Annotated in this window: 25 protein-coding genes and 1 pseudogene; 14 read left to right on the plus strand and 12 right to left on the minus strand. The window is 69.6% G+C overall.

All coding sequences use genetic code 11. The annotated features are described in order from the left end of the window. Positions 1–509: DNA-directed RNA polymerase subunit alpha C-terminal domain-containing protein (locus ACJ6WD_RS00005; protein ID WP_407614880.1), on the plus strand; the 509-nt coding region annotated here is incomplete at its 5' end. A 40-nt stretch (positions 510–549) separates the two neighbouring features. Here the strand turns inward: ACJ6WD_RS00005 and ACJ6WD_RS00010 are convergent. The 4 genes and pseudogenes from ACJ6WD_RS00010 to ACJ6WD_RS00025 all read right to left on the minus strand — a co-directional run bounded on the left by ACJ6WD_RS00010 (position 550) and on the right by ACJ6WD_RS00025 (position 4,994). After that, on the minus strand, positions 550–867 hold the full coding sequence (locus ACJ6WD_RS00010) for a hypothetical protein (protein ID WP_407614881.1): 318 nt from the start codon (positions 865–867) through the stop codon (positions 550–552). A 1,242-nt stretch (positions 868–2,109) separates the two neighbouring features. Beyond that, positions 2,110–3,694: pseudogene (locus ACJ6WD_RS00015) on the minus strand (ISAzo13 family transposase); the annotation flags it as partial. Positions 3,695–4,108: 414 nt separating this feature from the next. Beyond that, entirely contained in the window at positions 4,109–4,357 is a 249-nt protein-coding gene (locus ACJ6WD_RS00020; protein ID WP_407614882.1) for a hypothetical protein, read from the minus strand. 46 nt (positions 4,358–4,403) lie between these two features. Beyond that, a complete protein-coding gene (locus ACJ6WD_RS00025; RefSeq protein WP_407614883.1) occupies positions 4,404–4,994 on the minus strand; it encodes a hypothetical protein in 591 nt (196 codons plus the stop codon). Between the two features lie 1,021 nt (positions 4,995–6,015). On the opposite strand from ACJ6WD_RS00025, the gene ACJ6WD_RS00030 reads away from it, so the two are divergent. Then, entirely contained in the window at positions 6,016–6,342 is a 327-nt protein-coding gene (locus ACJ6WD_RS00030; RefSeq protein ID WP_331248867.1) for a thioredoxin domain-containing protein, read from the plus strand. 36 nt (positions 6,343–6,378) lie between these two features. Here ACJ6WD_RS00030 and ACJ6WD_RS00035 read toward each other — a convergent pair whose 3' ends face one another. From ACJ6WD_RS00035 to ACJ6WD_RS00045, 3 genes are all read right to left on the minus strand, one after another. After that, on the minus strand, positions 6,379–6,546 hold the full coding sequence (locus ACJ6WD_RS00035) for a hypothetical protein (RefSeq protein WP_331248868.1): 168 nt from the start codon (positions 6,544–6,546) through the stop codon (positions 6,379–6,381). 1,013 nt (positions 6,547–7,559) lie between these two features. Beyond that, a complete protein-coding gene (locus ACJ6WD_RS00040) occupies positions 7,560–9,566 on the minus strand; it encodes a beta-N-acetylhexosaminidase family protein (RefSeq protein ID WP_407614884.1) in 2,007 nt (668 codons plus the stop codon). Then, the gene (locus ACJ6WD_RS00045) at positions 9,563–9,964 is read right to left on the minus strand and encodes a hypothetical protein (RefSeq protein ID WP_407614885.1); all 402 of its coding nucleotides are present in this window, start codon (positions 9,962–9,964) and stop codon (positions 9,563–9,565) included. The genes ACJ6WD_RS00040 and ACJ6WD_RS00045 overlap by 4 nt, the downstream gene beginning before the upstream one ends. 213 nt (positions 9,965–10,177) lie before the next feature. On the opposite strand from ACJ6WD_RS00045, the gene ACJ6WD_RS00050 reads away from it, so the two are divergent. From ACJ6WD_RS00050 to ACJ6WD_RS00060, 3 genes are read left to right on the plus strand one after another with little or no spacing between them, the layout of a single operon-like run. After that, positions 10,178–10,858: a response regulator transcription factor gene (locus tag ACJ6WD_RS00050; protein WP_233656738.1), complete on the plus strand. Its 681-nt coding sequence runs from the start codon at positions 10,178–10,180 to the stop codon at positions 10,856–10,858. Further along, positions 10,855–12,306, plus strand: coding sequence for an ATP-binding protein (locus ACJ6WD_RS00055; protein ID WP_407614886.1), 1,452 nt, complete (start codon positions 10,855–10,857; stop codon positions 12,304–12,306). Before ACJ6WD_RS00050 ends, ACJ6WD_RS00055 begins: the two co-directional genes overlap by 4 nt. Next, on the plus strand, positions 12,303–12,803 hold the full coding sequence (locus tag ACJ6WD_RS00060; protein ID WP_233656736.1) for a hypothetical protein: 501 nt from the start codon (positions 12,303–12,305) through the stop codon (positions 12,801–12,803). The genes ACJ6WD_RS00055 and ACJ6WD_RS00060 overlap by 4 nt, the downstream gene beginning before the upstream one ends. Positions 12,804–13,168: 365 nt before the next feature. Here the strand turns inward: ACJ6WD_RS00060 and ACJ6WD_RS00065 are convergent, their stop codons facing one another. Then, positions 13,169–13,750 (minus strand): TetR/AcrR family transcriptional regulator, encoded by a 582-nt coding sequence (locus ACJ6WD_RS00065; protein WP_376435896.1) that lies wholly within the window; start codon positions 13,748–13,750, stop codon positions 13,169–13,171. Between the two features lie 90 nt (positions 13,751–13,840). On the opposite strand from ACJ6WD_RS00065, the gene ACJ6WD_RS00070 reads away from it, so the two are divergent. The 3 genes from ACJ6WD_RS00070 to ACJ6WD_RS00080 all read left to right on the plus strand — a co-directional run bounded on the left by ACJ6WD_RS00070 (position 13,841) and on the right by ACJ6WD_RS00080 (position 16,850). After that, entirely contained in the window at positions 13,841–14,287 is a 447-nt protein-coding gene (locus ACJ6WD_RS00070; RefSeq protein WP_233656734.1) for a DUF1772 domain-containing protein, read from the plus strand. A 414-nt stretch (positions 14,288–14,701) separates the two neighbouring features. Continuing rightward, positions 14,702–15,130: a DUF4267 domain-containing protein gene (locus ACJ6WD_RS00075; RefSeq protein ID WP_376435903.1), complete on the plus strand. Its 429-nt coding sequence runs from the start codon at positions 14,702–14,704 to the stop codon at positions 15,128–15,130. Positions 15,131–15,611: 481 nt separating this feature from the next. Further along, the gene (locus tag ACJ6WD_RS00080) at positions 15,612–16,850 is read left to right on the plus strand and encodes a G1 family glutamic endopeptidase (protein WP_407614887.1); all 1,239 of its coding nucleotides are present in this window, start codon (positions 15,612–15,614) and stop codon (positions 16,848–16,850) included. A 99-nt stretch (positions 16,851–16,949) separates the two neighbouring features. Here the strand turns inward: ACJ6WD_RS00080 and ACJ6WD_RS00085 are convergent, their stop codons facing one another. From ACJ6WD_RS00085 to ACJ6WD_RS00095, 3 genes are read right to left on the minus strand one after another with little or no spacing between them, the layout of a single operon-like run. Next, positions 16,950–17,399: a hypothetical protein gene (locus ACJ6WD_RS00085; protein ID WP_407614888.1), complete on the minus strand. Its 450-nt coding sequence runs from the start codon at positions 17,397–17,399 to the stop codon at positions 16,950–16,952. After that, positions 17,396–18,391, minus strand: a complete 996-nt coding sequence (locus ACJ6WD_RS00090; RefSeq protein ID WP_407614889.1) for a metallophosphoesterase family protein — start codon at positions 18,389–18,391, stop codon at positions 17,396–17,398. The genes ACJ6WD_RS00085 and ACJ6WD_RS00090 overlap by 4 nt, the downstream gene beginning before the upstream one ends. Continuing rightward, the gene (locus ACJ6WD_RS00095; protein ID WP_037637247.1) at positions 18,388–18,690 is read right to left on the minus strand and encodes a plastocyanin/azurin family copper-binding protein; all 303 of its coding nucleotides are present in this window, start codon (positions 18,688–18,690) and stop codon (positions 18,388–18,390) included. Before ACJ6WD_RS00095 ends, ACJ6WD_RS00090 begins: the two co-directional genes overlap by 4 nt. 857 nt (positions 18,691–19,547) lie before the next feature. Between ACJ6WD_RS00095 and ACJ6WD_RS00100 the strand changes: the two genes are divergently transcribed. The 6 genes from ACJ6WD_RS00100 to tatC all read left to right on the plus strand — a co-directional run bounded on the left by ACJ6WD_RS00100 (position 19,548) and on the right by tatC (position 24,193). Beyond that, positions 19,548–20,150, plus strand: coding sequence for a sigma-70 family RNA polymerase sigma factor (locus tag ACJ6WD_RS00100; protein ID WP_233656728.1), 603 nt, complete (start codon positions 19,548–19,550; stop codon positions 20,148–20,150). A 25-nt stretch (positions 20,151–20,175) separates the two neighbouring features. Beyond that, positions 20,176–20,964, plus strand: coding sequence for a zf-HC2 domain-containing protein (locus tag ACJ6WD_RS00105; protein ID WP_233656727.1), 789 nt, complete (start codon positions 20,176–20,178; stop codon positions 20,962–20,964). A 550-nt stretch (positions 20,965–21,514) separates the two neighbouring features. Next, positions 21,515–21,943 (plus strand): ATP-binding protein, encoded by a 429-nt coding sequence (locus ACJ6WD_RS00110; RefSeq protein WP_233656726.1) that lies wholly within the window; start codon positions 21,515–21,517, stop codon positions 21,941–21,943. Positions 21,944–22,073: 130 nt separating this feature from the next. Continuing rightward, positions 22,074–22,490 (plus strand): hypothetical protein, encoded by a 417-nt coding sequence (locus ACJ6WD_RS00115; protein ID WP_233656725.1) that lies wholly within the window; start codon positions 22,074–22,076, stop codon positions 22,488–22,490. A gap of 368 nt (positions 22,491–22,858) precedes the next feature. After that, positions 22,859–23,164, plus strand: coding sequence for a Sec-independent protein translocase subunit TatA (gene tatA / locus ACJ6WD_RS00120; protein WP_407614890.1), 306 nt, complete (start codon positions 22,859–22,861; stop codon positions 23,162–23,164). A 141-nt stretch (positions 23,165–23,305) separates the two neighbouring features. Next, positions 23,306–24,193 (plus strand): twin-arginine translocase subunit TatC, encoded by an 888-nt coding sequence (tatC, locus tag ACJ6WD_RS00125; RefSeq protein WP_376443500.1) that lies wholly within the window; start codon positions 23,306–23,308, stop codon positions 24,191–24,193. Here the strand turns inward: tatC and ACJ6WD_RS00130 are convergent. After that, complete coding sequence (locus ACJ6WD_RS00130) at positions 24,150–25,118, minus strand: alpha/beta fold hydrolase (RefSeq protein ID WP_233656722.1); 969 nt, start codon at positions 25,116–25,118, stop codon at positions 24,150–24,152. The two genes, tatC and ACJ6WD_RS00130, sit on opposite strands and share 44 nt — an antisense overlap. Positions 25,119–25,178: the final 60 nt, after the last annotated feature.

Genomic DNA, 25,178 nt, shown 5'->3' on the forward strand with positions numbered 1-25,178 from the left:
CGGTCCTCAAGGTCACCTACAAGGTCGAGGCGACCCGTGTCGAGCAGCGCACCGACTTCGACAAGCTGATCGTCGACATCGAGACCAAGCAGGCGATGCGTCCGCGCGACGCCATGGCCTCGGCCGGCAAGACCCTGGTGGAGCTGTTCGGCCTCGCCCGCGAGCTGAACATCGACGCCGAGGGCATCGAGATGGGCCTGACCCCGGCGGACGCTGCCCTCGCCGCCAACTTGGCTTTGCCGGTCGAGGAGCTGGAGCTCACGGTCCGCTCCTACAACTGCCTCAAGCGCGAGGGCATCCACTCCGTGGGTGAACTCGTGGTGCGCGACGAGGCCAGCCTGCTCGACATCCGCTACTTCGGTGCGAAGTCGATCGATGAGGTCAAGGAGAAGTTGGCTGGCCTGGGCCTGTCCCTCTGGGAGAGCCGGCCCGCATTCGACCCGACCATTGCGGTCGACGTCTTTGGCGCAGAGGACGACACGGGCTTCGCCGAGAGCGGGCAGTACTGAACCCACTCACTTTCCTGGCCCCAGCTACGGAGCATCGGGCTCAACGCGCAAAATCCGCCAACCGTCGCTGGAAGTACCGGATATGCCGGATGTACCGGATGCCGTTTACGACGCAACTGCCCAGCCAGAGCACTGATCCACCGCCCAGCACGGCGTTACTGAGGTAGCAGCGGACAACGACCCCGTTGACGGTGGCCTCGCGTCGGTCGGCGTCGACCTTGACCGGCGTAGATCCGTGTCCGTAGGGGTCGGCGGCCAGGAGCCGCACCCCGGAATCGTAGGCTGTCCGTAACGCGCGGGGCATTGCCTGGCGAGCCTGGTCGGCGGGCGGGGCGTACTGGACGCGGAAGTGGCTCACGCCACCTCCGAGCCAGGCGTGCCAGGATCGACGGCGTCGACGTCCTCGACGCGGGGAGCTCGGCGGCGGGAACGTGTTCGATGTCGCGGTCGCACTCTGGGGCCTGGTCCGCACTCACCAACTGTGCGGGACAGGGCAGTTGCTCCGACGCGAAGGGGCGGCGGACTTGCGGGAGTCCTCGGCCTTCTTGGCTTCCTCTGCCGCCAGGATGTTCTCGTTCTCCTGCTCGGCGAGGCGCTCGGCGTCGGTGTCGGTGTCGGTGTCGCGGGCCAGTTTGGCGACGTTCTGGGCGTTGTCGGCGGCCGTGGTTGCCGCGTTCGCTGCTTCGGTAGCTGCCTTGGCGGCGTCTACGGCCTTGCCTGACTCGTCGGCTGCTTTGTCCGCGGCAGCGGCTGCGGCCTCGGCGTGTTTCGCCGCGTCGTTGGCGGCGTCGCGTGATTGCGGTGCTGCTTCGGCCGCCCGATTGGCGTTCGACTGGGCGGCGTTGGCCGCGCGGGTGGCTTGGCCTGCGAGCCGCTTGGTTCTTGCCGTCGCCGCTTGGGCTTCAGCAGCTTTGCCACCGGCCTGGCCGGCCCATTGCCCGACTTCGGCTGCCGACGCAGCCGCGGCCGCCGCGTTAGCACCCGCTCTGGCTGCCGCTCCAGCCGCCTTGGCCGCGTTGTCGGAGGCGATTCCGGCCTGCTCGGCCGCCTCGGCCGCCTTTTGGCACCTGCTGCGGTGTCTCTTGCCTTCACCACGGCTTCGCGTGCCTCCTTTGCTCGGGAAGCATCACTGGCTGTGGCGGCGGCAGCCGACCTGGCCTTGGCCGCGGCGCCGCCTGCCCGGCTGGCGGCATATGCCGCCTGTGCCGCGGCGCTGGCCCCCTCCTTGAGGCACTGGACCTGCAAGAGGAAGCCGCCCGGGCCCTGGCTGACGACCTTCGCGCGCAGATCGACGACCTGCAGACCCGGCTGCAGGAGTCATCGTCACGCCGGCGAACTCCGCGCCGCCGACGGTGGCCCGGCCGGGGCGCAGCTCGATCGTGCGGCCGGCGGGGAAGTGGTGGCTGAAACCGCCGGTCACAAGGTCAGCGATGGGTGCTCCGGCCAGGACCAGGCACTCGGCACTCTCCACCGCCACTCGTGCTGAGAGGGCGCTGAGTTTGCCGGTGTAGACGCCCGCGAAGCCCGGCGCGCCCTCGTCCACCAGGCCCTTGCCGGTGGAGTAGACGGCGGCGCGCACCGGTGCGGCCGCCAACGTCGCGACGTCGGCTGGTGTGCGGAGGCGGGCGGTAGAAGCGCTGATGTGGTGGCCGTGTGCTTCCAGGAGTGGGCGGACCTTCTGTTTCGCGCGGCTGATGGTCATGGCGGTGACGCCGAAGAGTTGGCCGAGGAGGTCCATGGTCGCGAGTTTGCGCAGGTGGAGCACGGTGACCAGGATCCGGTCGGCTGGGGTGAGTTTGGCTTTGGCGCCTGTGCCAGGGGCTACCAGGCACTCGTGACCGCGACGTGTGCGGAGCACTTGTTCGCGTTGAACCTCCAGCGCTGGAGTCAGCGCGTCGATGAGCTTGCTGAGCTGCTGACGGGGCATCCCGGTCAGTTCCGGGTCCTGCAGCGAACGCCGCGTGAGGCGAGGCGGTCTGCCCGCCGGGGCCTGGTCCGAGGTGCTGTCGGTCGTGGCCGCAGCCATCGGATGCTGGGGTGAAGGGTGTAGTTCCAGTCGCCGTGGAAGCGGTGGCGGGAGATCGGCAGAGAGGCGATCTCGTCGTCGCTGACCTGGATGCCGGTGGGGTACGGGTTGGTGTCGAGTGCAGCGTGCACGGTCAGACCGGTCTTGGTGGTGGTCGCCGCGATGCTCTCGACGATGGCTTCGTGGCTGGTCAGGGGCCTGCCACGCCAGTTCATGGTGATGTGGGAGAACAGTCGGTGCTCGATCCTGTTCCACTTCGAAGTCCCGGGAGGCAGGTGGCAGACGGTGATCGTGAGGCCGGACTCAGCGGCGAAATGGGCGAGTTCGGTCTTCCACGTGCGGGGGCGATACCCGTTGGAGCCGCCGGCATCGGCGGTGATCAGCAGCCGGCTGGCCGTCGGACAGGAGGCCCGCCCGGCTCCGTTCCACCAAGGGCGGATCGACTCGACGGCGAACGCGGCGGTGTCATGGTCGGTGCCGACGTTGACCCAGCCGGTGTTCGCGGCGACGTCGTAGATGCCGTAAGGCACCGCCCTGCCCAGCACGCGGTCGGGGAAGTCGTGGGTGTCGACCCGCACCGGCTCGCCTTTCGGCTCCCCTTCACGGCCGTTGTTCTTGAACGGGCCGACCAGCTCCTTCTTCTTCGTATCCACACTGATCACCGGAGCACCGCCGTCCTGGTGGTCGCGGGCCTGCTCGTCGAGGTAGTGGAACTGTGCGTCCCGTCGGGGTACTGCTTGCCTTCCAACGTCTTGGCATTGCCCTGCAGGCTGACGCCCTCCTCGCGCAGCAGGTCGCCCACCGTGTCCGCGGAGATCCTGTGGCCCTGCCGGGTCAGCTGCTCGGCCAGCTTGCGGGTGGATTTGGTGGTCCAGCGCAGCGGCGACATGGGATCTCCGCGGACGTCGGGCTCGACCAGTGTGAGGAGCGCCTCCCGAACGGCTGGGTTCCGGTCGACGACGCGTTTGCGGCCAGCGCCGGGCCGACGCACACAGCCCAACGGCGGCCCTCCGGAGTCGAGTTCCCGCACTCCGGCAGACACAGTGGCCTCGCGGACACCGGCGGCACGAGCGACCGCTCGGATCCCGCCGTGGCCGAGGGACTGGGCCTCTGCCCCTATCAGCAGACGACGCTGTCGCTCGTCGAGGTGCGGCAGAATCGCCTCGAACTTGGCCGCCGTGTGGTCCGTTGCCTATCCAACCCACTCATGCCAGACCGACGAACCACCAAGCAGAAAGCTACGAGTTAAAGATCTGCACGCCCTAAGCCAACAACTCGTGGTGGGTACACCGAGAGACCCAGCCCGCAGAAGAGATGATGTGGCGCGCGACAGGGGAAGGCAGAGGTAGGCGAGACTGCCGAACAGGCCGCCAGCCGGGAGACACAAGTATGTGCCGCAGAGTATGCCGGCCGATCCGTGCGAGACGGATCGGCCGACAGAATCGCTGGTCCACGCCACTCAAGGCACGTGCCTATTTGGCCAGGTTGGTGACGTTAGCGCTTGGGGCAGCAGTCCTGCTGCACGCTGGCGGTCACTACTAAAGGGGTCAGTCGAGAGAATGCTCGCGCAGGGTTAGGATGCGCCGTCGCCGGCGTCGTTCCGCTCTGCCGAGAGCATGCATACCGTCCGATACCTCAGGTCAGCCTGCCGGTACCACAGCCGTCCCATCAAGCCGATGGCGATTGCGCTGACGATCATTGCCACGGTCGACTGCCAACCAGACATGGACTGGTTGATGGATGCTCCTACCCCAATGGCCACGCCGACCGTGGCCGAGAAGATCACTCCGGCTTTCGGCGGTTGTGGTTCCTTCTGCTTCATTGCAACACCACCTCGGGACATGGCCACACCCAACTCTGGATGACGGTCAACACTTCTGGGCGCCTTGGACCGCGCCGGCTAGGGCTCCTCCGAAGCCCCCCACGGAGGCGCCGGCGACGCAGCCGGTCTCAATGCCTGCGACACATCCGCCGATGGCGCCAACCTCAGCCGAGTCGAGGCTGTGCCCGCCGACGCATTTGATCCAGTCGCCGAACCCACGCGCTTCCGCAGTGGTGATGACGGCACCCTTGAGAGTGGCATTCGGTGTATCGATGTACTGGAAAAGGGTGTTGCCCTTGACGGACCACGTCACGTTGTGCAGGTTGCCACCAGTGTCCTGGATGGGCTCCGGCATCATCGTGAGCAGATTGTCGCCCTTGCCGTCCTTGATGGACACACTTCCGTCGTTGTTGGCTGCGAGGTGATGGTCACCTTTAAGCTTGGAGAACGTCCATGCGGCGTCTCGAGCGAAGGTAGTTGTCTTTCCCGGTTCGGCGGTGAGGTCGTTGAGATTGACAGGCGCCGCCGCGCGCGCCGCCGCGGAAGTCGGCACCGCATTCGCCTTCGGTATCGCGACGCCGAAGGTGGCACCGACCAATGCCGCAGCAATACCTATCCGCAGAGGGTTGAACTGCACGTATAGACCCCTTAAAAGTCGTTTCTTTTGGAACCTGACGGTCGCTGGCAGCCATCGCGGACCTGTTGAACCGTTGGTACTTGACGTGTTGCGGGTGCTCTTCCGACGTATGGTTCCACCGACGGAAGTGAAGCGGCCGCAGGATGAGGGCCGGCGCCTGGCCGGACCAAAAATCCAACCGTCATCGCCGCTAAACCACGCCAAGGGTTCAGCGCTCTCTGCGTGCAACTGCTACAGCCTTATCGACGGATATTCAAAATTCTTCGAAAAAGCTCCTCTTGCAAGCAGAGCGGGGGATGGCATCCCGGGATGTCGCAAGGTGTGGCAACCAACGGCACCCAAGGAGATTCCCTCCAGTCATCTTTCGAAGTTCGCGGCGCGGTAATGGCCACGCGACCGGAACTGACGTTATCTCAACTCTTTTTCGAACACTCGGGTACTAAGTCCTGAAACTGACCAACGGTCATGGGCCGTTCGACCCAGGGAAAGTGCCACCTAACAGCCCTTGCAAAGGGGCATTCCGCTTGGCGCCGGCGTTCGCGTTCAACAGCCGTCACCACATGGCGCCTTCCTGTGACGCGAACGCTGCTGATCAGAAGTGGTCGGACCTGCTAGACCTAACAGGAGTGTCCAGCGGTTCGGCGCCGATCAGCCCGCCTCTTCCAGCACGGTCGCTAGACACCAAGTCCGGCGTCGCCAGGGTTTCCTCCAACCAATTCGCTCCGATTCGCGCGTCTGTGCGTTGCGGGTCGGAATCGGAAAGTTTCCAGGGGCACAAGGGGGAGCGGTCGGCCAGATGTCAGCGGGATCAGGTCCCGTTGGCATCGGATTCACACAGTTTTGGCTGTTGTGGGCAGTCTCCGGTCACCGTGGTTCGTTGCCGCGGCCGGTTTCCGCAAGGGGGGAGATTCACGGTTACGGCGGTCAAGTCCGCCCAGGTGGGCGGTCGCCCGCGACGCCTGTGCGTGGTGTCCCGCCGGGCCGTGCCCCTCTTCCTTTGCCCCTGTGAAAGGACTGATCCATGGCAGGCACTGTCATCGACGTGACCGACGCGGACTTCGAGGCGAAGGTGGTCAAGGGGGCCGGGCCGGTGCTGGCCGTCTTCCGCGCGGAGTGGTCCGACGTGTGCCGGGCGCTCGACCCCGTGCTGGTGGACGTGGCGAAGGAGTACTCCGGCCGTCTGACCGTCGCCCGGCTCGACATCGACGAGAGCCCGACGACGACGCAGAAGTACGGCATCAGCCAGATCCCCACGCTCCATGTGTTCAAGGGGGGCAAGATCGTCGGCACCTGGATCGGGCCCGCGAACAAGGCGCGGGTGGTCGCCCTGATCACTCCGCATCTGTGACCCGCGGCACTTGGCCGGACATCTGAACGGTCCGGCTCACTGTCCGTCACCGCTGCCGTCGTCGTCCTCGTCCAGTTCCACCGCGTCCGGGTCGCGCAGTGGGCGCAGGGCGACGGCGGCCGGGGCGGTGAAGCTGTAGTGGCCGAGCAGGTTCAGGTCGCGGTGCTTGAGCGGGGACAGGCGTTCGTCGCCAGACTTGATCACGGTCGTTGATGTCCATGGCCCCGTTTCGCCCCCGCCGACCCACGCTCTGCTGTTGGTGATGATGGCGGGGCCAAGGCCGCAGTTGCTGAGTCGGATGCCGGTGCGGTCGCCGTGATGCCAGATCCGGTGGAGTTGGAGGACTGGCCGGACGTAGGCAAGCGCCCCGACAGCGGACACGGACACCTCAAGCAGGAACTGAGCTGCGGCACCGAACCTGACTCACCATCAGAAGCCTCGGCATCCAGTCAGCACCGACCCTGCCAGACCCGGTTCCACCTGGCCGAACACGCACAACACTGAACCACCACAAAAATGGCCTCTGGCCTGGTCATTTGCAGCCCCACCAGCAGAGAACGTAGGGGCACTCACCTTGAGGCATGCAGATGTAGTCCATGTCCTCGACGATGGTGCGCTCGGGGATCCCACCGACGGCCACCAGTCCCCCCCCGCCGGAAGATCGAGCAGGACCCCGGGCAAACCATGCGGCTGTCGGCGAACACCTGGATGAGCTGTAGGGAATGGAAGCCGAAGAAGCATCGCATCCAGCATCCGACCGGTCCGCCATGCTCAGGCACATTCAGCTGCCCCCAGACCAACCAGGGCCTGCCGCCGCCCCGCCCCACTGCGCTTCTCGGTCCCGCGCGTCCGCTGTCAGCCCGCTCGACGATCAGGTAGCTGGCGCCCAAGATCCGGACCCGGCCCGGACCAAAGCTCCACCAACGACAAGGCGCCTGACCTGGGCCTTTGTCCGTCAGGCGCCTTCGCTCGGTCTGCTCAGACCAGGGACCGGTCTACGTCGTAACTGCCAGCTTCTTCCAAGTGCACCTCGTGCGCCGCGCCGTCGTCCGTCCGTTCCTTACCTGAGGAAGCCTGCAGTTGCCCCCCCCCCCGCCGGATCGGCGTGAGGGCGAGCGCCGCGCACGTCGTCGTGCGTTCGGTCCGGCCTTCGCTTTCGGCGGCGTTGGGGGGCTCGGTCGGGTCGGCATGCCGCGCGCCTGCCTTTGCCCGGTGTCCTACAGGGTTTTCGCGGCTCGGTGGATGAAGGTGTCGAGTACGCCGTCGGCGATCTTGACGTTGCCGTGCGGGCGGGTGGCGCCGGGGATGGTGCGGACCGCGGCCGCCTCGCGCGCGAGCTCGGCCGCTGCGGTGAACGAGCGGGTGGCCTTGCCCTTCTCTCCGTTGGCGCGGTGTTCGAGCCCGTCACAGGTGTGTTCAAGGGCCTTGGCCCACAGGGTGAGTGCGTCCAGCCAGGGCTTGGTCTCGGCGGCGAAACCCGGGTCGGTGACGGCTCTGCGGATCTCGGTGGGGGCTTCGGCGAGTGAGCGTGTCTGCGCGCGCAGTGCCGTGACCGCCTGGTGTTTCCTGCCCGTGCGCCAGGATCGTTCGACGGCATCCAGCCGGGCCTTGAGGGCGGGGGCTGCGGGCTGCCATGGCGTGCCGGTCCAACTGGGCGCCAGGTGCTGGGTGTCGAGGAAGGTCAGCAGGGCGCGGGTGCCTTGCGGGTCGTGGGCGGTCAGGTGTGCCGCGGCGCTGTGCCAGGAGTCGGTGGGCCGGTAGGCGTGCGGGTTCCAGGCGTAGTCGGCGCCGGTGAACTCGGCGATCTTGCTGGCCGATGCCTGGTTCATCGGATTGAGCGCGACGCCGCTGAGGTGCTCGCCGAGCCTGGGGGTGCGCTTGGCGTACGGGGCGAGCAGCAGGCGTCCGGCGGCGTGGTCGTAGTCGTTGGTGGGGTAGTTGTCCCAGAGCAGCACGTCGTGGCCCCACACGTCGGCGGCTCGGCGGGTCTGTGCGGTGGTGATGGAGGTGGGCACCACGTCGGCGCCCGTCCACCACACCTGCACGCGGTCGTCGAGGGCGCGGCGCAGGGTCTTCTTGTACGGGGTGTCGGCGAGGTCGCTGTACTGCGTGGGCACGAACTGTAGCGGGCGCACGCCGCGGTGCTGGTCGACGAACTCGCGCTGGATGCGGTTGGCAAGGTCGGCCTGAGCGGCGGCGGCGGACTGCTCCGAGGCGGGCCCGTAACGGGCGAAGTCCGCGGCGCCGTTCCACACGGGCAGCGGGTGGATGTCGTCGAAGGCCAGGGCGAAGTCCCTGATCCCCAGGTTGTACAGGGACTGGAGCTTGTCGGTCAGGGCCTGGCGGTCGCCCGCATCGTTGTAGGTGAGGGACTTGCCCGGGGACAGGACATAGGTGAAGCGCACGTGGTGGTCGGCGGCGTGCTGGGCCAGCTCGGCCAGCTCGCGTTCCAGTTTCCTCGGGTAGCGCTCCCGCCAGCGGTCACGTTCGTACGGGTCGTCCTTGGGCGCGTACAGGTAGGTGTTCAGTTTGACGGAGCCGTGGAAGGCGATCTGGTCCAGGCGTTCCTCGTGGGTCCAGGGCTTGCCGTAGAAACCCTCGACGACCCCGCGCAGCGGCATGGCGGGGTGGTCGACGACGGTGGCGCCCGCGATCCGGCCGTCGGTGGCCAGCTGGGTGAAGGTCTGGGCTGCGTAGAAGACACCGTCGCCGTCGGCGCCCGCGAGCAGCACTCCGGTGTGGCCGTCGAGGGTACCGGTGGTGATCTGGTAGCCCTCGGGCGGCAGTGTCCCGGAGGTGAATGCCTTGCTGCGTCCCAGTGTGTCGGCCATGTGCGGAGCCGAGACGGTTCCGATGACGACGGTCAGCCGTCCCGCGGGAGACGCGGCACCGCTGAGGGGAGAGACACGGACGTCGGTGGCACCCGCGCGGCGCAGGGCCGTTTTCACCAGAGTGACGGAGCGGGCGTCGGTGCCCTGTGCGGTGAGCAGGTCCACGCGGAGCGGCACGGGGAGGTCGGGCCCGGTACGGCGTATCTGCTGTGGGGTCGGCGACACCCGGGGCAGGTCATGACCGGTGACCGATGTACGGGTGATCGAGGGCACATCGGAGGTGCTGCGGGGGCCCGCTGCGTGGCCGTGGTCTCCCATCGTGCCCAGGGGGGCGCAGCCTGCGAGGAGCAGCCCGCTGCCCAGCCATGCGGTGACGGTCCTGCGGCGGATCATCGGCCCTGCTCCGCGCGGCGGGCACCGAGCAGGGCCCAGGTGACCAGCAGCAGCAGGACGAGCCAGCTACCGGGCACCAGGAGGAACAGCGAGGTGGCGACGGAGGAGACGGGATCGCCCAGTGGCAGGACCAGCCAGTACGCCACGGCACTGGTGAGGATCACCACCAGAGCGGCCAGCGGCCACACCAGGGCCCCCGCCGCTTTGGCGCGACCGCTCCATCCGCGGGCCGGCAACCACACGGCCAGGCCGATGAGCCAGCCGACGACGGGCAGCAGGAACCCCCCGAAGACCAGTAGCACCACGGCTGTTGTCTGCGCGGGTGTGCAGCCGCGTACGGAGGTGCGATGAGCAGCCGGTGCGGGGCCGTCCGGGGAGGGGAGAGGGGTACGGTTCATGGAGGTTCCTGTGGGTGCGGAGGGTACGGCGGGGCGCTCCTGGCCGGAGGGGTTCCGGCGGGCGGCACCCCGGTGACGGCGGTGATCGCTCACCCCGCCAGAGTTTCCGCGTGGTGTCCGCCACCTATGGGCAGAATGTGGACGGACCGTAACAAAGCTGCCGGAGGGGGCCTACTGCCCGGATCCGCCGGCAGAGGTGGCCATAATTTCCTCATGCCACGGATCCTGCTCATCGAGGACGACCAGTCCCTGCGCGACGGCCTTCAGCTGGCCCTGGAGCACCAGGGGCACCGGGTCCACGCCGCTGCGTCCGGCCACGCGGGTCTCACGGCGCTGCGGACAACGCGCACCGACCTGGTCGTCCTCGACCTGATGCTGCCGGACACCGACGGTTTCGACGTCTGCCGCCGCATCCGCGCCTCCTGGCCAGTGCCCGTCATCATGCTCACGGCCCGTGGTGACGACTCCGACATCGTGCGCGGCCTCGACGCGGGCGCGGACGACTACGTGGTCAAGCCCGTACGCGGCCGGGTCCTCGATGCCCGTATCCGCGCAGTCCTGCGCGGGCAGGACCCCTCCCCCGCAACCACAGCCACCGAGATCCACGGGGATCTCACCCTGAACCGCTCCGGTCTCAGCATCACCAAGAACGGACGCCCCGTCGCCCTCACCCCGCTGGAACTACGCCTGCTGCTGCACCTGTCGGCGGACCCCGGCCACGTGTTCGCCCGGCAGGAACTGCTCGAAACGGTATGGGGCCACGACCCGTCGGCCGACGTACGCCTGGTGGACTCCGGCATCGCCCGGCTCCGTACGAAGATCGAGGACGATCCGACATCCGCCCGCTACATACAGACGGCGCGCGGCTTCGGCTACCGCTTCGGACCGCTGTGAAGCGCCCCGCTCTGATCAAGCGCCTGTCGTTCGGGCTGCGGGGCCGACTGATCGCCGGATACCTGCTGGTCGCGGCCGTCAGCGTGGTGGCGACGGCGGGATTCACCTACTACCAGGCGCACATCTCGATCCTCCGGACCGGACAGGACACCCTCCTCAACAGCCTGCGGGGCGCGACCACCACGTTCGCCGACGACCTGCCCTACCCGCCCACCCGCGCCCAGCTCACCTCCTTCGCCGGGAAAGTCGCCTCCGGCAGCGGCTTCCGGATCATCACCGTCTCCTACGGCACCCAATCCGTGACCTCGGCCCAGGGCGGCCCCGCCATCCCCGAAACCCTCCGCCGTGATGTCACCGCCAACCGGGAACTGACCTTCCAGCGCGTCACCCAGGACGGCGCCCCCTGGCTCACGGCCGGCACCCCGATCACCTTCGCCGGCAGCGGACAACCCTCGGGCATCGTGGTCTACGGAGCCACCCCACTGCGCTTCCTCGACGACGCAAAGGCCGCGGTGTGGGTCGCCGCCCAGTACGGCGCGATCCCCGCGCTCGTCCTCGCCGTGCCGCCCGCACTGCTCGCGGCCCGCGGCGTACTGCGCCCCGTACGCCGGCTCCAGCACGGCGCCCGCCGCATGGCCGACGGCGATCTCACCAGCCGTATCAAGGTCACCGGAAACGACGAACTGGCCGACCTCACCAAGGCGTTCAACGAATCGACCGCCACACTGGAGACCACGGTCGGCGAACTCCGCAGAATGGAAGCCGCCGCCCGCCGCTTCGCGTCCGACGTCTCCCACGAACTACGGACCCCCGTCGCCACGATGGTCGCCGTCAGCGACGTCCTCGACGACAGCGCAGACACCCTCCGGCCGGACATGAGCCGGGCGGCCCGCCTGGTCACCACCGAAGCCGACCGCCTCGCCCGGCTCGTCGACGACCTGATGGAGATCTCCCGCTTCGACGCCGGCGCCAACACCCTGATCGCCCGCGACATCGACGTGGCCGAAGCCGTACGCGCCTGCCTGCGCGCCCGCGGCTGGCAGGACGAGGTCTCCACCGACCTCCCCGAACCCCCCGTCACCGCGCGCCTGGACCCCCGCCGCCTCGACGTCGTCATGGCCAACCTCGTCGGCAACGCCCTGCGCCACGGAGCGCCCCCCGTGACCGTCCGGGTGACCGCATCCGAGGGCAACGAGGATCGCGTACGGATCAGCGTCACCGACCACGGCGGCGGACTGCCCCCCGAGACCACCGCACATCTCTTCGACCGCTTCTTCAAAGCCGACCAGGCCCGGTCACGCTCCGAGGGCAGCGGCCTCGGCCTCGCCATCGCCTGGGAGAACACCCGCCTGCACGGCGGCACCCTGACCGCAGCCAACGGCCCGCACGGCGGAGCCGTCTTCACCGCGGAATTCCCCCGCACCCCCACGACAGGAGAGGGCACATGACACAGGGCGGCCGCCTCCTTCGGCCGCTCCTCCCCGTGCTCCTCCTCGGCCTCACAGGCTGCGGCACCGGCCCGGCGATCGACGCGTCCAAGCCCATGGGAGCCGGCGAGCCCGCCACCGGGATCGTGGCAGGCCCCGCCGTCTATTTCCTCAAAGACAGCACACTGCACCCCGCCGAGCGCTCCGCCGCCGGCATCACCTCACCCACCGAAGCCGTCCGCGCCCTCCTCATCGGCCCCTCACCCGAAGACCACAGGCAGGGCCTGACCAGCGCACTACCGCCCCTGACCGGCACCTTGGAAACCGCCTTGGCCAAGGTGACCGCCACTCCGAACGCCCCCGGGCGGCTGCGCGTCACCCTCCCCTACGACCCGACCGCACTCACCCCTCTCGCCCTCGGACAGCTCACATGCACGGCGTCCGCCACAGCACTGGTGGAACTGACCGGCACGGGCCACACCACCCCGGCCACCCACTGCTCCGACTACGCCGTATGACGTCCCGGGAGTTCTCCTGAGTCCCCCCGAGTGAGCCCCCGTATCCGTGGCCAAAAAGTTGTTCCTGTGCGCCTTGGTGGCGAGGACAGGACCAGCTGCCGCCCTCGACGGCCTGCGCTCACGCGGAGATCCGGGGCAGCAGCATGGCGTACGCGGCGGCCGGGGCCGTCGGCGCCAACGCGCATCGCCGGCTTGGCTCGGAACGCGTGCCGGGGGTGAGCCAGACACAGCGGGAAGCTCGTGGTTGCGCTCGCCGGCCGCCCCGATGGCGGTGGCGCCCCGAGCCACCGCGCTCTCGACCGCGGCACCGCCCACACCGCCGGCGGCGCCCTCGATGAGCAGGGTGCGCCCGCCGGGACGGTGCGTCAGGCCGTGACGGCGAGCCGGTCCACCAGCAGTTCCACCCTCGGCTCGATGTACTCCGGTGGCAGCCGTCCCGCCCGGGTCAGGGTGGCCAGGCCGTGCAGGGCCGCCCAGAACACCTCGGTGAACAGCCCCGGGTCGACGCCGTCCCCGGCGACCTCGCCCAGGCTCTCCAGCAGCGCGGCGAAGGCGTCCTTCAGCGGCTCCGGGGTGTCCTCCTGCGCGAACGCCAGGCCGCCGTCGAGCTGGAACAAGGCGTCGTAGACCGCCGGATTGCGTGCGGCGAAGTCGAGATAGGCACGGGCCAGGGCGGCGACCCGCTCGCGCGGGCCGTTCGCGGTGGAGGCCGCGGCCCGCACCGCCGCGGCCATCTCGGCGGCACCCTCCAGGGCGACGGCGCCGATGATCTCGCGCTTGCCGCGGAAGTGGCTGTAGAGGACGGGCTGACTGTATTCGATGCGCTCGGCGAGCCGGCGGGTGGTGACCGCGTCCCAGCCCTGCTGCTCGGCGAGTTCGCGGGCCGTCGCCACGATGAGGCGCTCGCGCTCCGCCCGTTCGCGCTGCTTGCGTTCCTGTACCGACATGATTCGATCCTAGCACCGCTAGACAATCGAGCGGCAGCAGCGCTAGCGTTGCCTCACCAGCTAGCAACGCTAGATTCCAGGAGGGGCATCATGCTCACCGCACTTCAGGTCATCACCACCGTCAGCGTCGGCCTGATGGTGGGGGTGGAGTTCTCCGTCGCCTTCGTCATGAACCGGATCTTCAACGCCCTCCCCGAGGACAGCGACCAGCTCGCCCGCTCCCACGGGGGCCGGATGCTCGGCGCCGTGATGCCGGTCTGGTACATCAGCTCGCTCGTCCTCACCGCGGTGTGGGCCATCGCCGGATGGCACCACGAAGGCACCGGCCTCGTCGTCACCGCCGCCGGACTGCTGATCGTCAGCGTGATCATGTCGCTCCTGCTGCTCGTCCCGATCAACAACCAGGGCAAGACCTGGACCCCCGAGAACCGGCCCGCCGACTGGAAGGAGCAGATGAACCGCTGGGACCGCTACCACTACGTCCGCGTCGCCGTCATCATCGCCGCCTTCACCCTGCTGGTCACCGCCCTCACCTGAGCCCGCGGACCCACCCACCGGGCCGGCCGGCCGCAACCACCCGGCCGTGCAACCGAAGTGCGGAACCGCCACCTCCCGCTCCGTCCGGGACCCGGACACCCACACCTGCCAACTCCGCTCGTCTCCCCCGGACTCGGGCGACAGCGACCCCCACTGACCGATAGCGAGAGGACGTACCGAATTCCGGAGGCAGGCCGCTTTCAAGGTCGGCGAGCCGGAGTTCGATGCCGCCCGCGCCCGCGTCCAGCACGGCGCAACACCCACTACGGCGATCCCACAACCGCGATCCCGCCGCACCGCGCCCCTCCATCAGTCGCGTCCGCGCGGCCCGATCAGGCCCCATACGACGCAACAAGCTCGCCGCAAGCTCCACGTAGCTCACCAGGCTGACGCAGACTCGCAAGGAGAAGAACCATGTCGCTGAAGAAGATCAACACCTTCCTGGCCGCCGCCTTCATCCTCTTCATCCTCTGGTTCGGGGTGGAGTTCATCCTGAGCCCGGAGGCGACGGCGCCGGGCTTCGGGCTGCCGAGTTGGCCGTCCGGCGACGGCGGCGGCTTCCTGATCGTCAAGGGAATCCGCGACGTCGTCCTGGCCCTGGTCCTGGGCATCCTGCTGGTGACGGGCCACCGCCGGGCGCTGGGTTGGGCGCTGCTGGTGGAGGCCCTCGCCGCGTACGGCGACATGGCCACCGTGCTGGCCCACCACGGTCCCGTGGCCACCGCGCTCGGGGTCCACGGCCTGACCGCGACGCTGATGGTGGTCAACGGCCTGCTGATCATGCGCGAGACCCGCAAGGTCGCGACCGCTCCGGCAACACCCGCCCCGCAGCCCGCCTACTGACCCTGAAGGTGTGTTGTCGTAGGGGCGGACGGTTGGTGAGCGTCGCGATATGCCGGATGTACGAGGCATCCGCGGGGTCCGGAACGGGGCCCGCCCGGACGACGCCACGACGACGAACTCAGTGAGCCGGACGCGCTTCAGGCGGCACGGGCGCGTGGCCCCCCTGGTCACCCGCCGAGCGTGCCAGGCAGTGAACAGGTGAGGGCGGGACGCCTCTTGGTCGCCGTGCGCGGCTCCCGGTAGGTGGGGTGCCGTGCTCACGAACCACCGGATCCCGGCCCGTTCGACAGTCGTCCGGACGCGTGCTTGTATGAAAGAGAGGGACGCTGCGACAGCAGGTCTGCGCGGAGTTCGAGACCGTCCTGATCACACCCGGCCCCCAGCTGCAGGAGCTGCCGCAGTAGCGGACTGCTCGGCGAAGGGGTTGGTTGCCGTGTCAATTACTCATCAGCTCCAGGTCGAACGGCTCTACCGGTACACGGTGCCGCCCGGACTGGAGACCCCCATCAGCATTGCCACGTTGCCGGATGCCCGTTGCAGGGTGCGGACGGAACAGGACGACGGTCCCTATCTCGTGGCGTATTCCGGCCCCGACGGGATCCTCGAATTCTCGGTTCGGCCGCTGGGCGAGAGCAGTGAGACAGCCCGTTTGTTCATCGACGCGGCAACCGACGGCGACGGCATGCAGCACGTGGTGGATCTCCGGCCCACCACCCAACCGACCGAGAAGATGCCGCCGCCACCCGCCAGGGGGCGAGCCTCCCACGTGCGAGAGGGCCGCACCGTTCCTCCCCTGGAACTGGACGACTGTCTGGGTCTCAGCGACGAAGCGCTCTTCACGCGCGGATACCCGCCGCGGCCGAGTCCCGACCTGGCGCCCGCCGCCTTCGTCGCCTGGTGCCGATTCGTCTCGGCTCCTTTCACCTTCGTGGAGCCGCAGCTGGTCGCCCGCCCGGACCTCACCCGCACGTATCGGAGCATGGGCGGGCGGGACCGGAGCGTCGAGCCACGCTCCTTGCAGGAGTCGGCGAACTGGAGCGGCTTCCAGCTGGTAGGCGACCCCGGCACGTACGACTACGTGTACGGGAACTGGAACGTCCCCGGCGGCGGCGCGGGCCCCTACAACCCGTATACGTACAGTGCCTTCTGGATCGGCCTGGACGGGACCGGGACCGTCGACCTCATCCAGGCCGGGACGGAGTCGGACGGCATCGTGGACCCGACTCAGGAGGTCCCGATCTGTACGAGCGTCTATTTCGCATGGACGTGCTTCCTGCCGCAGCAGTGGGCCGCGCAGCAGATAGCGAACTTCCCCGTCCGGATCGGCGATGCGATCCAGTGCTCGGTCATGGTTGCCGCCGACGAGAATTCAGGCCCCGTGATGAACGGTGGATTCGGGCTCTTCTCCCTCGCCAACCAGACGACGGGGCAGTACACCCGCGTCATGACCGCACGCGGTTCGACTGCCGTGAGCGGCTCCCAAACGGAATGGATCATGGAGCGGCCGACCAGACAAGGCGGTCACTCCGATCTGGCGACCTACGGCACCGCCACCATGAAGTACCCCCTGGCCGAAACGGCGAATCCGGTGAACTGGGTGGGCTATCTCGATGCGAACAACGACCAGATCATGATGGTCGACGCGGACGGCATCACCTTGTCGACCGTTACCGCCGTGGACGGCGACACCATGCAGTTCACGTGGCACAAGTACAACTGACGGCATCCCGTTGGACGGTCCTTGGGCTGCCCCCATCGCGATCGGCAACGTGACGTCCCTGCCTGTGGTGGCCGGATGCCCACCACAGGCGACAACGGTTCAGTCGGGTGGGGTGTGGGTGGGGGTCCGGGTGGGGGCCGTGACGGGCGGCCGGAGGGCGTGGGGGCGTCTGGTCAGGGTCACCTGCCAGACGGCCAGGAGCAGCAGCGAGCCGACTTCGGTGAGGAGGCTGAGGGCGGCTTGCGGCGCGGGTTGCAGACCGTGCTCGGTGAATCCGAACACTCCCACGGTGCGCGAGGCGGCGAAGCCGCCGAGGGCGCCGAGCGCGACGCCTGCCGCGGCGGTCCTCAGCAGCAGGGGTGGCGTCCCGATCAGCAGCAGGGCGGCGCAGGCGAAGGAGGCGCTGGCCTGGAGCAGGAACAGGGGGCCGACGACGGGGATGAAGCGGTACCCGTCGATGTACAGCTGGGCGTGCACGTATCCGCTCGTGGCGAGGGTCGCGGCGGTCATCGACCGCAGGGCGGGGGCGAGGAACCGGTGGGTGTTCATGCCAGCCTCTGTTCCTTGATGGCCAGTTCGCGGTCGCCTCGGTGGTAGCCGACGCTGCGGATGCCGAGCACCTCTTTGAGCTGCCGGGCGGGGACGACCTGCGGGGTGGGGGCGGGGGCGCGGCCCGGTTGGGGCAGGGGGTAGGCGGTGGTGGTGGCGGAGTGGAAGGTGATGTTGCCGTCCGTCTTGGTGAACAGCTGGTGGACGTGCCCGTTGAGGCAGGTGACGGAGGAGAAGCGGCGCAGCAGGGCGATGACCTGGAGGGCGTCATCGGTGCTCCAGCCCCACTTCGGGTACATCGCGAACAGCGGGATGTGGCTGAAGACCACGAGGGGGGTGTCCGACGACAGTCCGGCGACGTCCTTGCGGACGAAGTCGATCTGTTCGGTGCCGAGGTGGCCGAGCTTCTCCAGGCTCAGGGTGTTGACCAGGGCGATGAAGTGCACGCCGTGGGTGTCGAAGCTGTACCAGCCGTCGCCGAGCGTGCCGGCGCCGAAGGTCCGCCGGTAGGCGCGGCCCGCGTCGCCGATGGAGTCGTGCTCGCCCGGCACGGTGAAGACGCGGTCCGTCCTCATTCCGGCCATCATCTGCTTGACCTGGTCGAACTGCCCGGCCGTCGACAGGTGGGTCAGGTCGCCGCTGTGCATGACGAAGTCGGGTCTGAATCCCAGCGAGTTGACCTGCCGGATCGCTTCGGCGAAGGAGCCGACCACGTCGGTGTTGGCCGGGCCCTGGAACCCGATGTGACTGTCGGAGACCTGCACGAACCGCAGGGCGCCGCTGCCCGCTGCGGCGGCACCGGCGCTGGCGTCGGCGTCCGGGGAGCCGGCGATGTGGCTTATCACCTCCCCGCTCGCCACGGTCAGCACCACCGCTCCGCCGAACCATCCGGCGTGTCGCAGGAGTTGACGTCGGGTCATACCGTGTTCGGCAGTGGGTCGACCGGTGTCGTCGGCGAATGCTCCGTCGTGCCGGGCGTCGTAGTCGGTCATGGGGTCACCTCCACGGTGGCGGTCATGAACGGATGGATGGTGCAGAGGTAGGCGTACGTGCCTGGCTTGGTGAACGTGTAGCTGTAGGTGGCGTGGGTGACGAGGGCGGCCGAGTGCAACGGGCCGCCCGACCCGGCGCTGGTGACGGTGTGGGCGTCGGTGTCCTGGTTGGTCCACGTCACCGTCGTGCCCGCCTTGACCTTCAGCGTGGCCGGGGAGAAGGCGAAGTTCTGGATCGCCACCGCGTTCCCGGTCACCGGCGCGGCCGGCGCGCCCGTGCCGGAGGGACTCGCGGGCATGTTCATACCGGGCATCGGTGAGGCGCCTGGAGCAGCGCCTTTCCCCGTCCCCGTGGCGCCGGGCATCCCCGCCGTCCGGTGCTGCCCCGGACCGGCGGTGATGGCGCCGGATCCGCCGGCCGAGGAAGGCGACGACTGGCCGCAGGAGGCGAGGAGCCCCGCCGCGCCGGCAGTGGCGACGGCGGCGACAGCCAGCCCGGCCGCGGCGCGTGCCCGCCTGCCTGGTGCGCGAAAGTTCAGGTACATGGTGTCCGTTCCCTACTGATCAGGCGGCGACGGGGACTGCGCCGGATCGGCGCACGCCACCGCGGGAAGGTGTGGTGGATGCCGTGTTCACGGGCGCGCTCCCCGCACGGCCCCGGCGGACGAGCGCGGGTGCCGCCCCGGACCGGTGGCCCGTCTCGACATGCCCCGCACCGCACAGCCGTTCCTGCGTGCCGCGAAGGTGCGGGCGGCAGGCGGCAGTTCCGGCGGGATGAGTTCGGCGGGCGCCAGGAGCGCGTCCGTCGTGTGGTGCATCTCGGCCGCCTCCGATCCGTCCTTCGCCGCATCGGGGATCGATGAGGCGTTGCGCGTGAGTCGGCTCTTGTCCAGCTCCACGGACGGCGGAAGTCCCACGGTTCGACGGATGTGCACTTTTTGTCGGAACTCTTGGCATCACCCCGGGCTGGTCGCCCTCTCGGGTGCCGCGCACGCTCGGCCCACTTGGCGCCGCTGGACGCCGCGGGAACCGGTTGACGCCGTGGGGGCCGGCAGGAACACGGCACGAACGCCTCACCCGCGGGGCAGGCGGAACGTCACGTGCACCGCACTGTGCGTTACGGGACAAAGTGGTACATCTGCGCGATGATCGGCCTATGCCATGGAGTTCCCGAAAACGTGGCCCTAGGACCGATCCGAATCGCTCCGCGCACCGTGTCTCTGGTAAAGGGGCGCTTTCGACCGCAGACGAGGAGCTGCTGCGCACTCTGTACGCGGAGCACGCAGGAGCCCTCTTCCACTACGTGCTGCGTCTGACCTCAGGAGATTGGCAATGGGCAGAGGATGTGGTGCAGGAGACGCTGCTGCGGGCGTGGCAGCACCCCGCCGCGTTCGACCCGGCACTCGGCCCGGCTCGGGCATGGCTGTGCACGGTCGCTCGGCACCTGGTCATCGACGCCCACCGGGCCCGGCAGGCCAGACCGGCCGAGGTCGGCGGCGAAGCCCTTCAGCGAGCCGCCGAGCAGACGCCGGGCGAGGACCAGATCGAGCAGGCGCTGCAGAGCTGGGCGGTCGCCGAGGCCGTCCGGTCACTGTCCCCCGACCACCGCGCCGTCCTGCTGGAGACCTACTACCGGGGCCGGACCATGACGGAGGCCGCACAGGTGTTGGGCATCCCGCTGGGCACCGTGAAGTCGAGGACGCACTACGCCCTGCACGCCCTGCGGCTGGCGCTGCAGGAACGCGGCATCGAGCCATGACCGTGGCGGGCAAAAGGTGGCGACCATGAGTGCGGAACACGACGCCCTGCGGCTGGCGCTGGGAGGATACGTCCTGGGCACGCTGCCCGCGGCAGAGAGCGAACGGGTACGGGTCCACCTCGCGGAATGCGCCGCATGCCGAGCCGAACACGCCCGACTGGCGGGACTGCCCGCACTGCTGGCGACGGTGACCGAAGCCGAAGCCTCAGGCCGGACGGTGCCGACGGCCGACGGCGAGCTGGCCGACCGGCTGGTGGCACGGGCAACGGAGAGCGTGCGGGACGCCCCGTCCGAACAACCCGCCGCGCCCGAGGTGTCGACGGCGCCCGCGGGGGGCGTGCTGGAAAGGCTCCTCCAGCAGGCCGCGGCCCGGCGCCGCAGGACCTGGCGTCTGCAACTGGCCGGCGCCGCCGCCTCGCTGACGCTCATCGCGGCAGCGGCCGGGGGCACGTGGCTGGCGGCCATCGGATCCGTGAGCAGTCAGGCGACGCCGCCCGGGCCGACCGCACCGGCTGCCTGGCGCACCTTCGCCGGAAGCGATCCCACCACCGGCGTCTCCGCCTCGGTGAAGGTCTCGCCCTCCGCCTGGGGCAGTGTCCTCCAGGTCTCCGCCAAGGGGGCACCCGCCGGAATCACCTGCCGACTCCAGGCGGTCGGAGCCGGCGGAGCCCGGGCGGACGGCGCTACCTGGCGGGCGGGCGAGTACCCTCCCGGCACCACGATCCCCGGCGCGGTTGCCATGTCACCGGGAGCCATCGACCACTTCGAGATCCTTACGGGCAACGGTCAGAAGATGGTCACGATCCAGGCATGAGGCGCGAGCCGTGAGGCGGGGTCGGCGTCGGCGTCCGGGTGGTCATGTCGCCCCGCGGCCCGGCCGCCCGGCGGCGTGACTACGGGCGCGGGGTGCGGGCACGGCGGCAGGGGAGGGCGAGGGGACGTCGCGCCGAATCCGATGAACCGGCCGGTTCCTCAACCGACTTGATGCGGGAGCGCACGGATTCGGATGAGGCGTGCGCTCCCGCGGCGGGTGGTCGGTGGCGCCGCCCCGAGCCTCGACGAGGGCCCGGCCGAAGTGCTGCCGTCCCGCACGCGAGCACCGGCATGGGGGCGGTTCGCCCAACGGCCGGCAGCCTCAACTCGCCTCCTCCTGGCGGGTGAACCCGGCCGGGCCACCGAGGGAATCGTCCCGCGCAAGCAGTCGAACAAAAAGGGCGAACAGCCCGAACCGTTCGGCGTGCGTCATCCGTGGAACTGAATGAGCGGGCCTTTCAGGATCCGGCCCACCGACAGCCCCGAAGCCGTTGGCGGTCTCCCCCTCCCCCGTACCGCTCCCCGCACCTCCACAGAAGAGCCAGAAGACCATGTTTGTGACCGACTCCCCCAGCCCGAGTTCACCGCTCGGCCGGCCCTGCCGCCACGAGGCGCTGCTCGCCCTGCCCGCGCAGGAGGCGCACGTCTCCGCCGCTCGTCACTTCACGGCCGATCTGCTGGAGACGTGGCACGTACCCGCACGCGAGCGGGACTCCGCCGTCCTCATCGTCGACGAACTCGCCGCCAACGCCGCCCAGTACGGCCACGAGCGCATGACCGTGCTGCTCGTCCTCGACGACGGCACGCTGCACATCGTCGTCACCGACTCCGGCACGGCGGTGGAACGGCACCGCCCCGACCTCGCCCCCGACGAACACGGCCGCGGCACCGGCATCGTCCAGTGCCTGGCCCAGTCGACCGAGGTCCACCAGACACACAGCGGCCGCGAAGTCCGCGCCTGCCTCAGGTGCTCGTCGTGACCGGGCCGGTCGCTTGGCACCCATCGCGGTCCCCGGCCCAGGTCGGCACCGCGGCGCGGCGAACCGCCACCGCGACGGGCTACGACGCCGCATCGCCCGACGCCCCCTGCACACCGACGGAGGTGTGAGCATGTACGCCACCCCGAACAGCGACGCGGCGATCAGCGCCCCGCCCCCGCACGAGGCGTACGCGCATGCGCCGGACCTGCACCGCGAGATGCACCAGGTGCTCGCGCTCGGAGCCGCACGCGACGGCCGCCAGGCCAGGACCGCCACCGGCCCCCTGGTCGCCGCGACGACCTCCGAACGCGTCTGGCTGCTCCGACGGGCCGCCCTCATGGACCGGATGGCCCTCGACGACCCCGGCCCCGGCCCGGTCGCAGCCGCCGCGGAAACCGCCGGGCAACTCGTCCGGCACGACCGTCGCCATCCCGACCTGGTGGCCGGCCCGCACCACCCCGACGCGCGCGCCCTCGCCCCCGACCACCGCCGTTACGTCCGTCAGGAGTACGCCGCCTGGACGACGGCCGGGCGCCCCGCGACGTGAATCGACCCGAATCGACCACGAATCGACCCCGATCCGACGAGGAGCAGGACCATGGTCCACAAGGACATCCACGCCCGGCCCGTCTGCACAGCGGCCGGCCCACCCCACTCACCCCGCCCCAGCTGCCCGACGACGGTGCGGGCGGCGACGGGCGACCAACTCACCCGTGATGCCTGGCCGGACGACGCCGTGGGAAGCCACCGAGGGCGCGGGCGGCGGGCACCAACGACACCACCGTGCCGCGCGCACCGGGCAGCCTCCTCCCGGGCGCACGCGAGCGCGGGCGCTCCGGCCCCTGCCGGGCGGGAACGCGCCGCGCGGATCAGCGCAGCCGTTACGACGGCCGCGTGCGAAGAGGTGGTGTGACGATGTTCCGCAATGCGCTGGAACCCTGGCACCTGCTGATCCTGGTCGCGGTGGTGGTGCTGCTCTTCGGCTCGAAGAAGCTGCCCGACACGGCCCGGGCACTGGGCAAGTCCCTGCGGATCCTCAAGAGCGAGACCAAGGCCATGAAGGACGACGGCGTCTCCGACGCGCCACGCCCCACGCCCGAGCCCGCACCGGGACCGGAAGCGGGACCGCAACCGCAACCGCAACCGAGGACGGTCTCCGGCGCCGCCGAAGACGCCCCCACCGCCCGCACCGCGCCCACGGACGGCACGACCGGTCACTGAGGCGGGAGGCGGCATCGCCGGCGCAGCGCTCGTCGACGTTCACGTACCCATTCCGGGCCGGTAGCCCCGGTCCGCCGCACGAGACGAGGACATGGCGTGCCTCAGTCAATCCGCAACAAGGAGAAGCGTCCCGAGGGACGGATGCCGCTCGCGGAGCACCTTCGTGAACTCCGCAACCGGCTCGCCAAGGCCCTCCTCGCCATCCTGGTCGTCACGATCGCCGCGGCCTTCCACTACAAGGGCATCGTGAACTTCAGCACCAAGCCGGTGTTGGACTCGGTCGGCTGCCCGGCGTCCTTCGCCGTGCTGGCCCGGAAGACCGCCGACACCACCTGTGCGCGGATCACGATCAACGGCCTGCTCACGCCCTTCACCCTGGCGCTGAAGGTGTCCCTGATGGCCGGCGTCGTACTGGCCTCGCCGGTATGGCTGTACCAGCTGTGGGCGTTCGTCGCCCCCGGTCTGCACAGGCACGAGCGGAAGTACGCCTACGCGTTCGTCGGTACGGGCGTCCCGCTGTTCTTCGGCGGCGCCTTCTTCGCCTACCGGGTACTGCCCACGACCGCGAGGGTGTTGATCGGGTTCACCCCGCACGGCGTGGACAACCTGCTGCCGCTGGACGATCTGCTCGACCTCGTCACCCGCATGGTGGTGGTCTTCGGCCTCGCCTTCGAGATGCCCCTGCTGCTGGTGATGCTGAACCTCACCGGCGTGCTGTCGGGCCGGCGGATGCTCGGCCGGTGGCGCGGCATGGTCATGGGGATCACGATCTTCTCGGCCGTGGCGACGCCGAGCACGGACCCGCTGACCATGCTGGCGCTGGCCGCGCCGATCTGGGTGCTCTACTTCTCCGCCGTCGGCTTCTCGCTCCTCAACGACCGGCGCAGGGCCCGAAGCGAGGCGGCGGGCCCCGGCGACGACGAGGCCGCCGACCTCGTCCTCACGCCGCAGGACGTCGGCGCGGTGGAAGCGGTCGCCGCCGGCCTCAGCCCCGCAGCTCCGTCAGGAACTCGACCAGCGCGGCGTTGACCTCCCGCGGCCGCTCCTGCTGGGTCCAGTGACCGCAGCCCGGCAGCATGACCGGCGGACGGCGCAGGCCCGGCAGCAACGTGGGCAACTGCGCGATCAGTTCCGGCGTGCCCGGGAACGTCGCGACCAGATCCCGGTCGCCGTAGACGTACAGCGCGGGGGTGGTGACGACGGCGCCGTGCCAGGGAGCGGTCAACTCCCAGTTGCGGTCCAGGTTGCGGTACCAGTTCAGCGCGCCGGTGAAACCCCGGGCGTAGCCGGCGGTGAGTTCGTCCAGGTCCTCCTCGGTGAGCCACTCCGGCAGCTCCCCGGGGTCGGTCATGTCCGCGAGCCAGCCCCGGGCCGGATCGGACACCAGGGCCTGGTCGGGGCGGCCGGCGCCGGGGGCGTCACCGGAGGCGGAGTGGAGCAGCGTGCGCAGGGCGGTCCGGGGGTCCCGGGCGAACTCGGCGTCGGCGAGCCCGGGCCGGGCGAAGTAGTTCCAGTAGAAGCGTCCGTCGAACCGCTCCTGCATGGCCGCGAGCGGCGGGCGCTCCCCGCGGAACGGCGGCGGCACGCTCAGCCCCGCCACCCCGCGCACCACGTCGGGCCGCAGCAACGCGGTGTGCCAGGCCACCGGCGCGCCCCAGTCATGTCCCACGACGAACGCCTCCCGCTCGCCCAGCGCGTGGATCAGCCCGATCACGTCCCCGACGAGGTGGAGGATGCTGTAGGCCGCCACGTCCTCGGGGTGGTCGCTGCGGCCGTATCCGCGTTGGTCGGGGGCGACGACCCGGAAGCCGGCGGCGGCCAGCGGGCCGAACTGGTGGCGCCAGGAGTGCCAGGACTCGGGGAAGCCGTGCAGCAGCACGACCAGCGGCCCCTCCCCCTCCTCGGCGATGTGCAGTCGGATCCCGTTCACGTCGATCATGCGGTGCTCAACCATGCGCCGAAGATACGCCTGCGCGACGCCGTGAGCCGCCTCGGACGGCGGCCCGCAGCACGC

This window comes from Streptomyces sp. VTCC 41912, from assembly GCF_045799175.1.
GTDB lineage: Bacteria > Actinomycetota > Actinomycetes > Streptomycetales > Streptomycetaceae > Streptomyces > Streptomyces albulus_C.

Bases quoted from the DNA above. Each gene is read 5' to 3' on its own strand.
- ACJ6WD_RS00020 (WP_407614882.1), bottom strand. From the start codon at position 4,357: ATGAAGCAGAAGGAACCACAACCGCCGAAAGCCGGAGTGATCTTCTCG.
- ACJ6WD_RS00030 (WP_331248867.1), top strand. From the start codon at position 6,016: ATGGCAGGCACTGTCATCGACGTGACCGACGCGGACTTCGAGGCGAAG.
- ACJ6WD_RS00040 (WP_407614884.1), bottom strand. From the start codon at position 9,566: ATGATCCGCCGCAGGACCGTCACCGCATGGCTGGGCAGCGGGCTGCTC.
- ACJ6WD_RS00045 (WP_407614885.1), bottom strand. From the start codon at position 9,964: ATGAACCGTACCCCTCTCCCCTCCCCGGACGGCCCCGCACCGGCTGCT.
- ACJ6WD_RS00050 (WP_233656738.1), top strand. From the start codon at position 10,178: ATGCCACGGATCCTGCTCATCGAGGACGACCAGTCCCTGCGCGACGGC.
- ACJ6WD_RS00060 (WP_233656736.1), top strand. From the start codon at position 12,303: ATGACACAGGGCGGCCGCCTCCTTCGGCCGCTCCTCCCCGTGCTCCTC.
- ACJ6WD_RS00065 (WP_376435896.1), bottom strand. From the start codon at position 13,750: ATGTCGGTACAGGAACGCAAGCAGCGCGAACGGGCGGAGCGCGAGCGC.
- ACJ6WD_RS00070 (WP_233656734.1), top strand. From the start codon at position 13,841: ATGCTCACCGCACTTCAGGTCATCACCACCGTCAGCGTCGGCCTGATG.
- ACJ6WD_RS00075 (WP_376435903.1), top strand. From the start codon at position 14,702: ATGTCGCTGAAGAAGATCAACACCTTCCTGGCCGCCGCCTTCATCCTC.
- ACJ6WD_RS00085 (WP_407614888.1), bottom strand. From the start codon at position 17,399: ATGAACACCCACCGGTTCCTCGCCCCCGCCCTGCGGTCGATGACCGCC.
- ACJ6WD_RS00090 (WP_407614889.1), bottom strand. From the start codon at position 18,391: ATGACCGACTACGACGCCCGGCACGACGGAGCATTCGCCGACGACACC.
- ACJ6WD_RS00095 (WP_037637247.1), bottom strand. From the start codon at position 18,690: ATGCCCGCGAGTCCCTCCGGCACGGGCGCGCCGGCCGCGCCGGTGACC.
- ACJ6WD_RS00100 (WP_233656728.1), top strand. From the start codon at position 19,548: ATGCCATGGAGTTCCCGAAAACGTGGCCCTAGGACCGATCCGAATCGC.
- ACJ6WD_RS00105 (WP_233656727.1), top strand. From the start codon at position 20,176: ATGAGTGCGGAACACGACGCCCTGCGGCTGGCGCTGGGAGGATACGTC.
- ACJ6WD_RS00110 (WP_233656726.1), top strand. From the start codon at position 21,515: ATGTTTGTGACCGACTCCCCCAGCCCGAGTTCACCGCTCGGCCGGCCC.
- ACJ6WD_RS00115 (WP_233656725.1), top strand. From the start codon at position 22,074: ATGTACGCCACCCCGAACAGCGACGCGGCGATCAGCGCCCCGCCCCCG.
- tatA (WP_407614890.1), top strand. From the start codon at position 22,859: ATGTTCCGCAATGCGCTGGAACCCTGGCACCTGCTGATCCTGGTCGCG.
- tatC (WP_376443500.1), top strand. From the start codon at position 23,306: ATGCCGCTCGCGGAGCACCTTCGTGAACTCCGCAACCGGCTCGCCAAG.
- ACJ6WD_RS00130 (WP_233656722.1), bottom strand. From the start codon at position 25,118: ATGGTTGAGCACCGCATGATCGACGTGAACGGGATCCGACTGCACATC.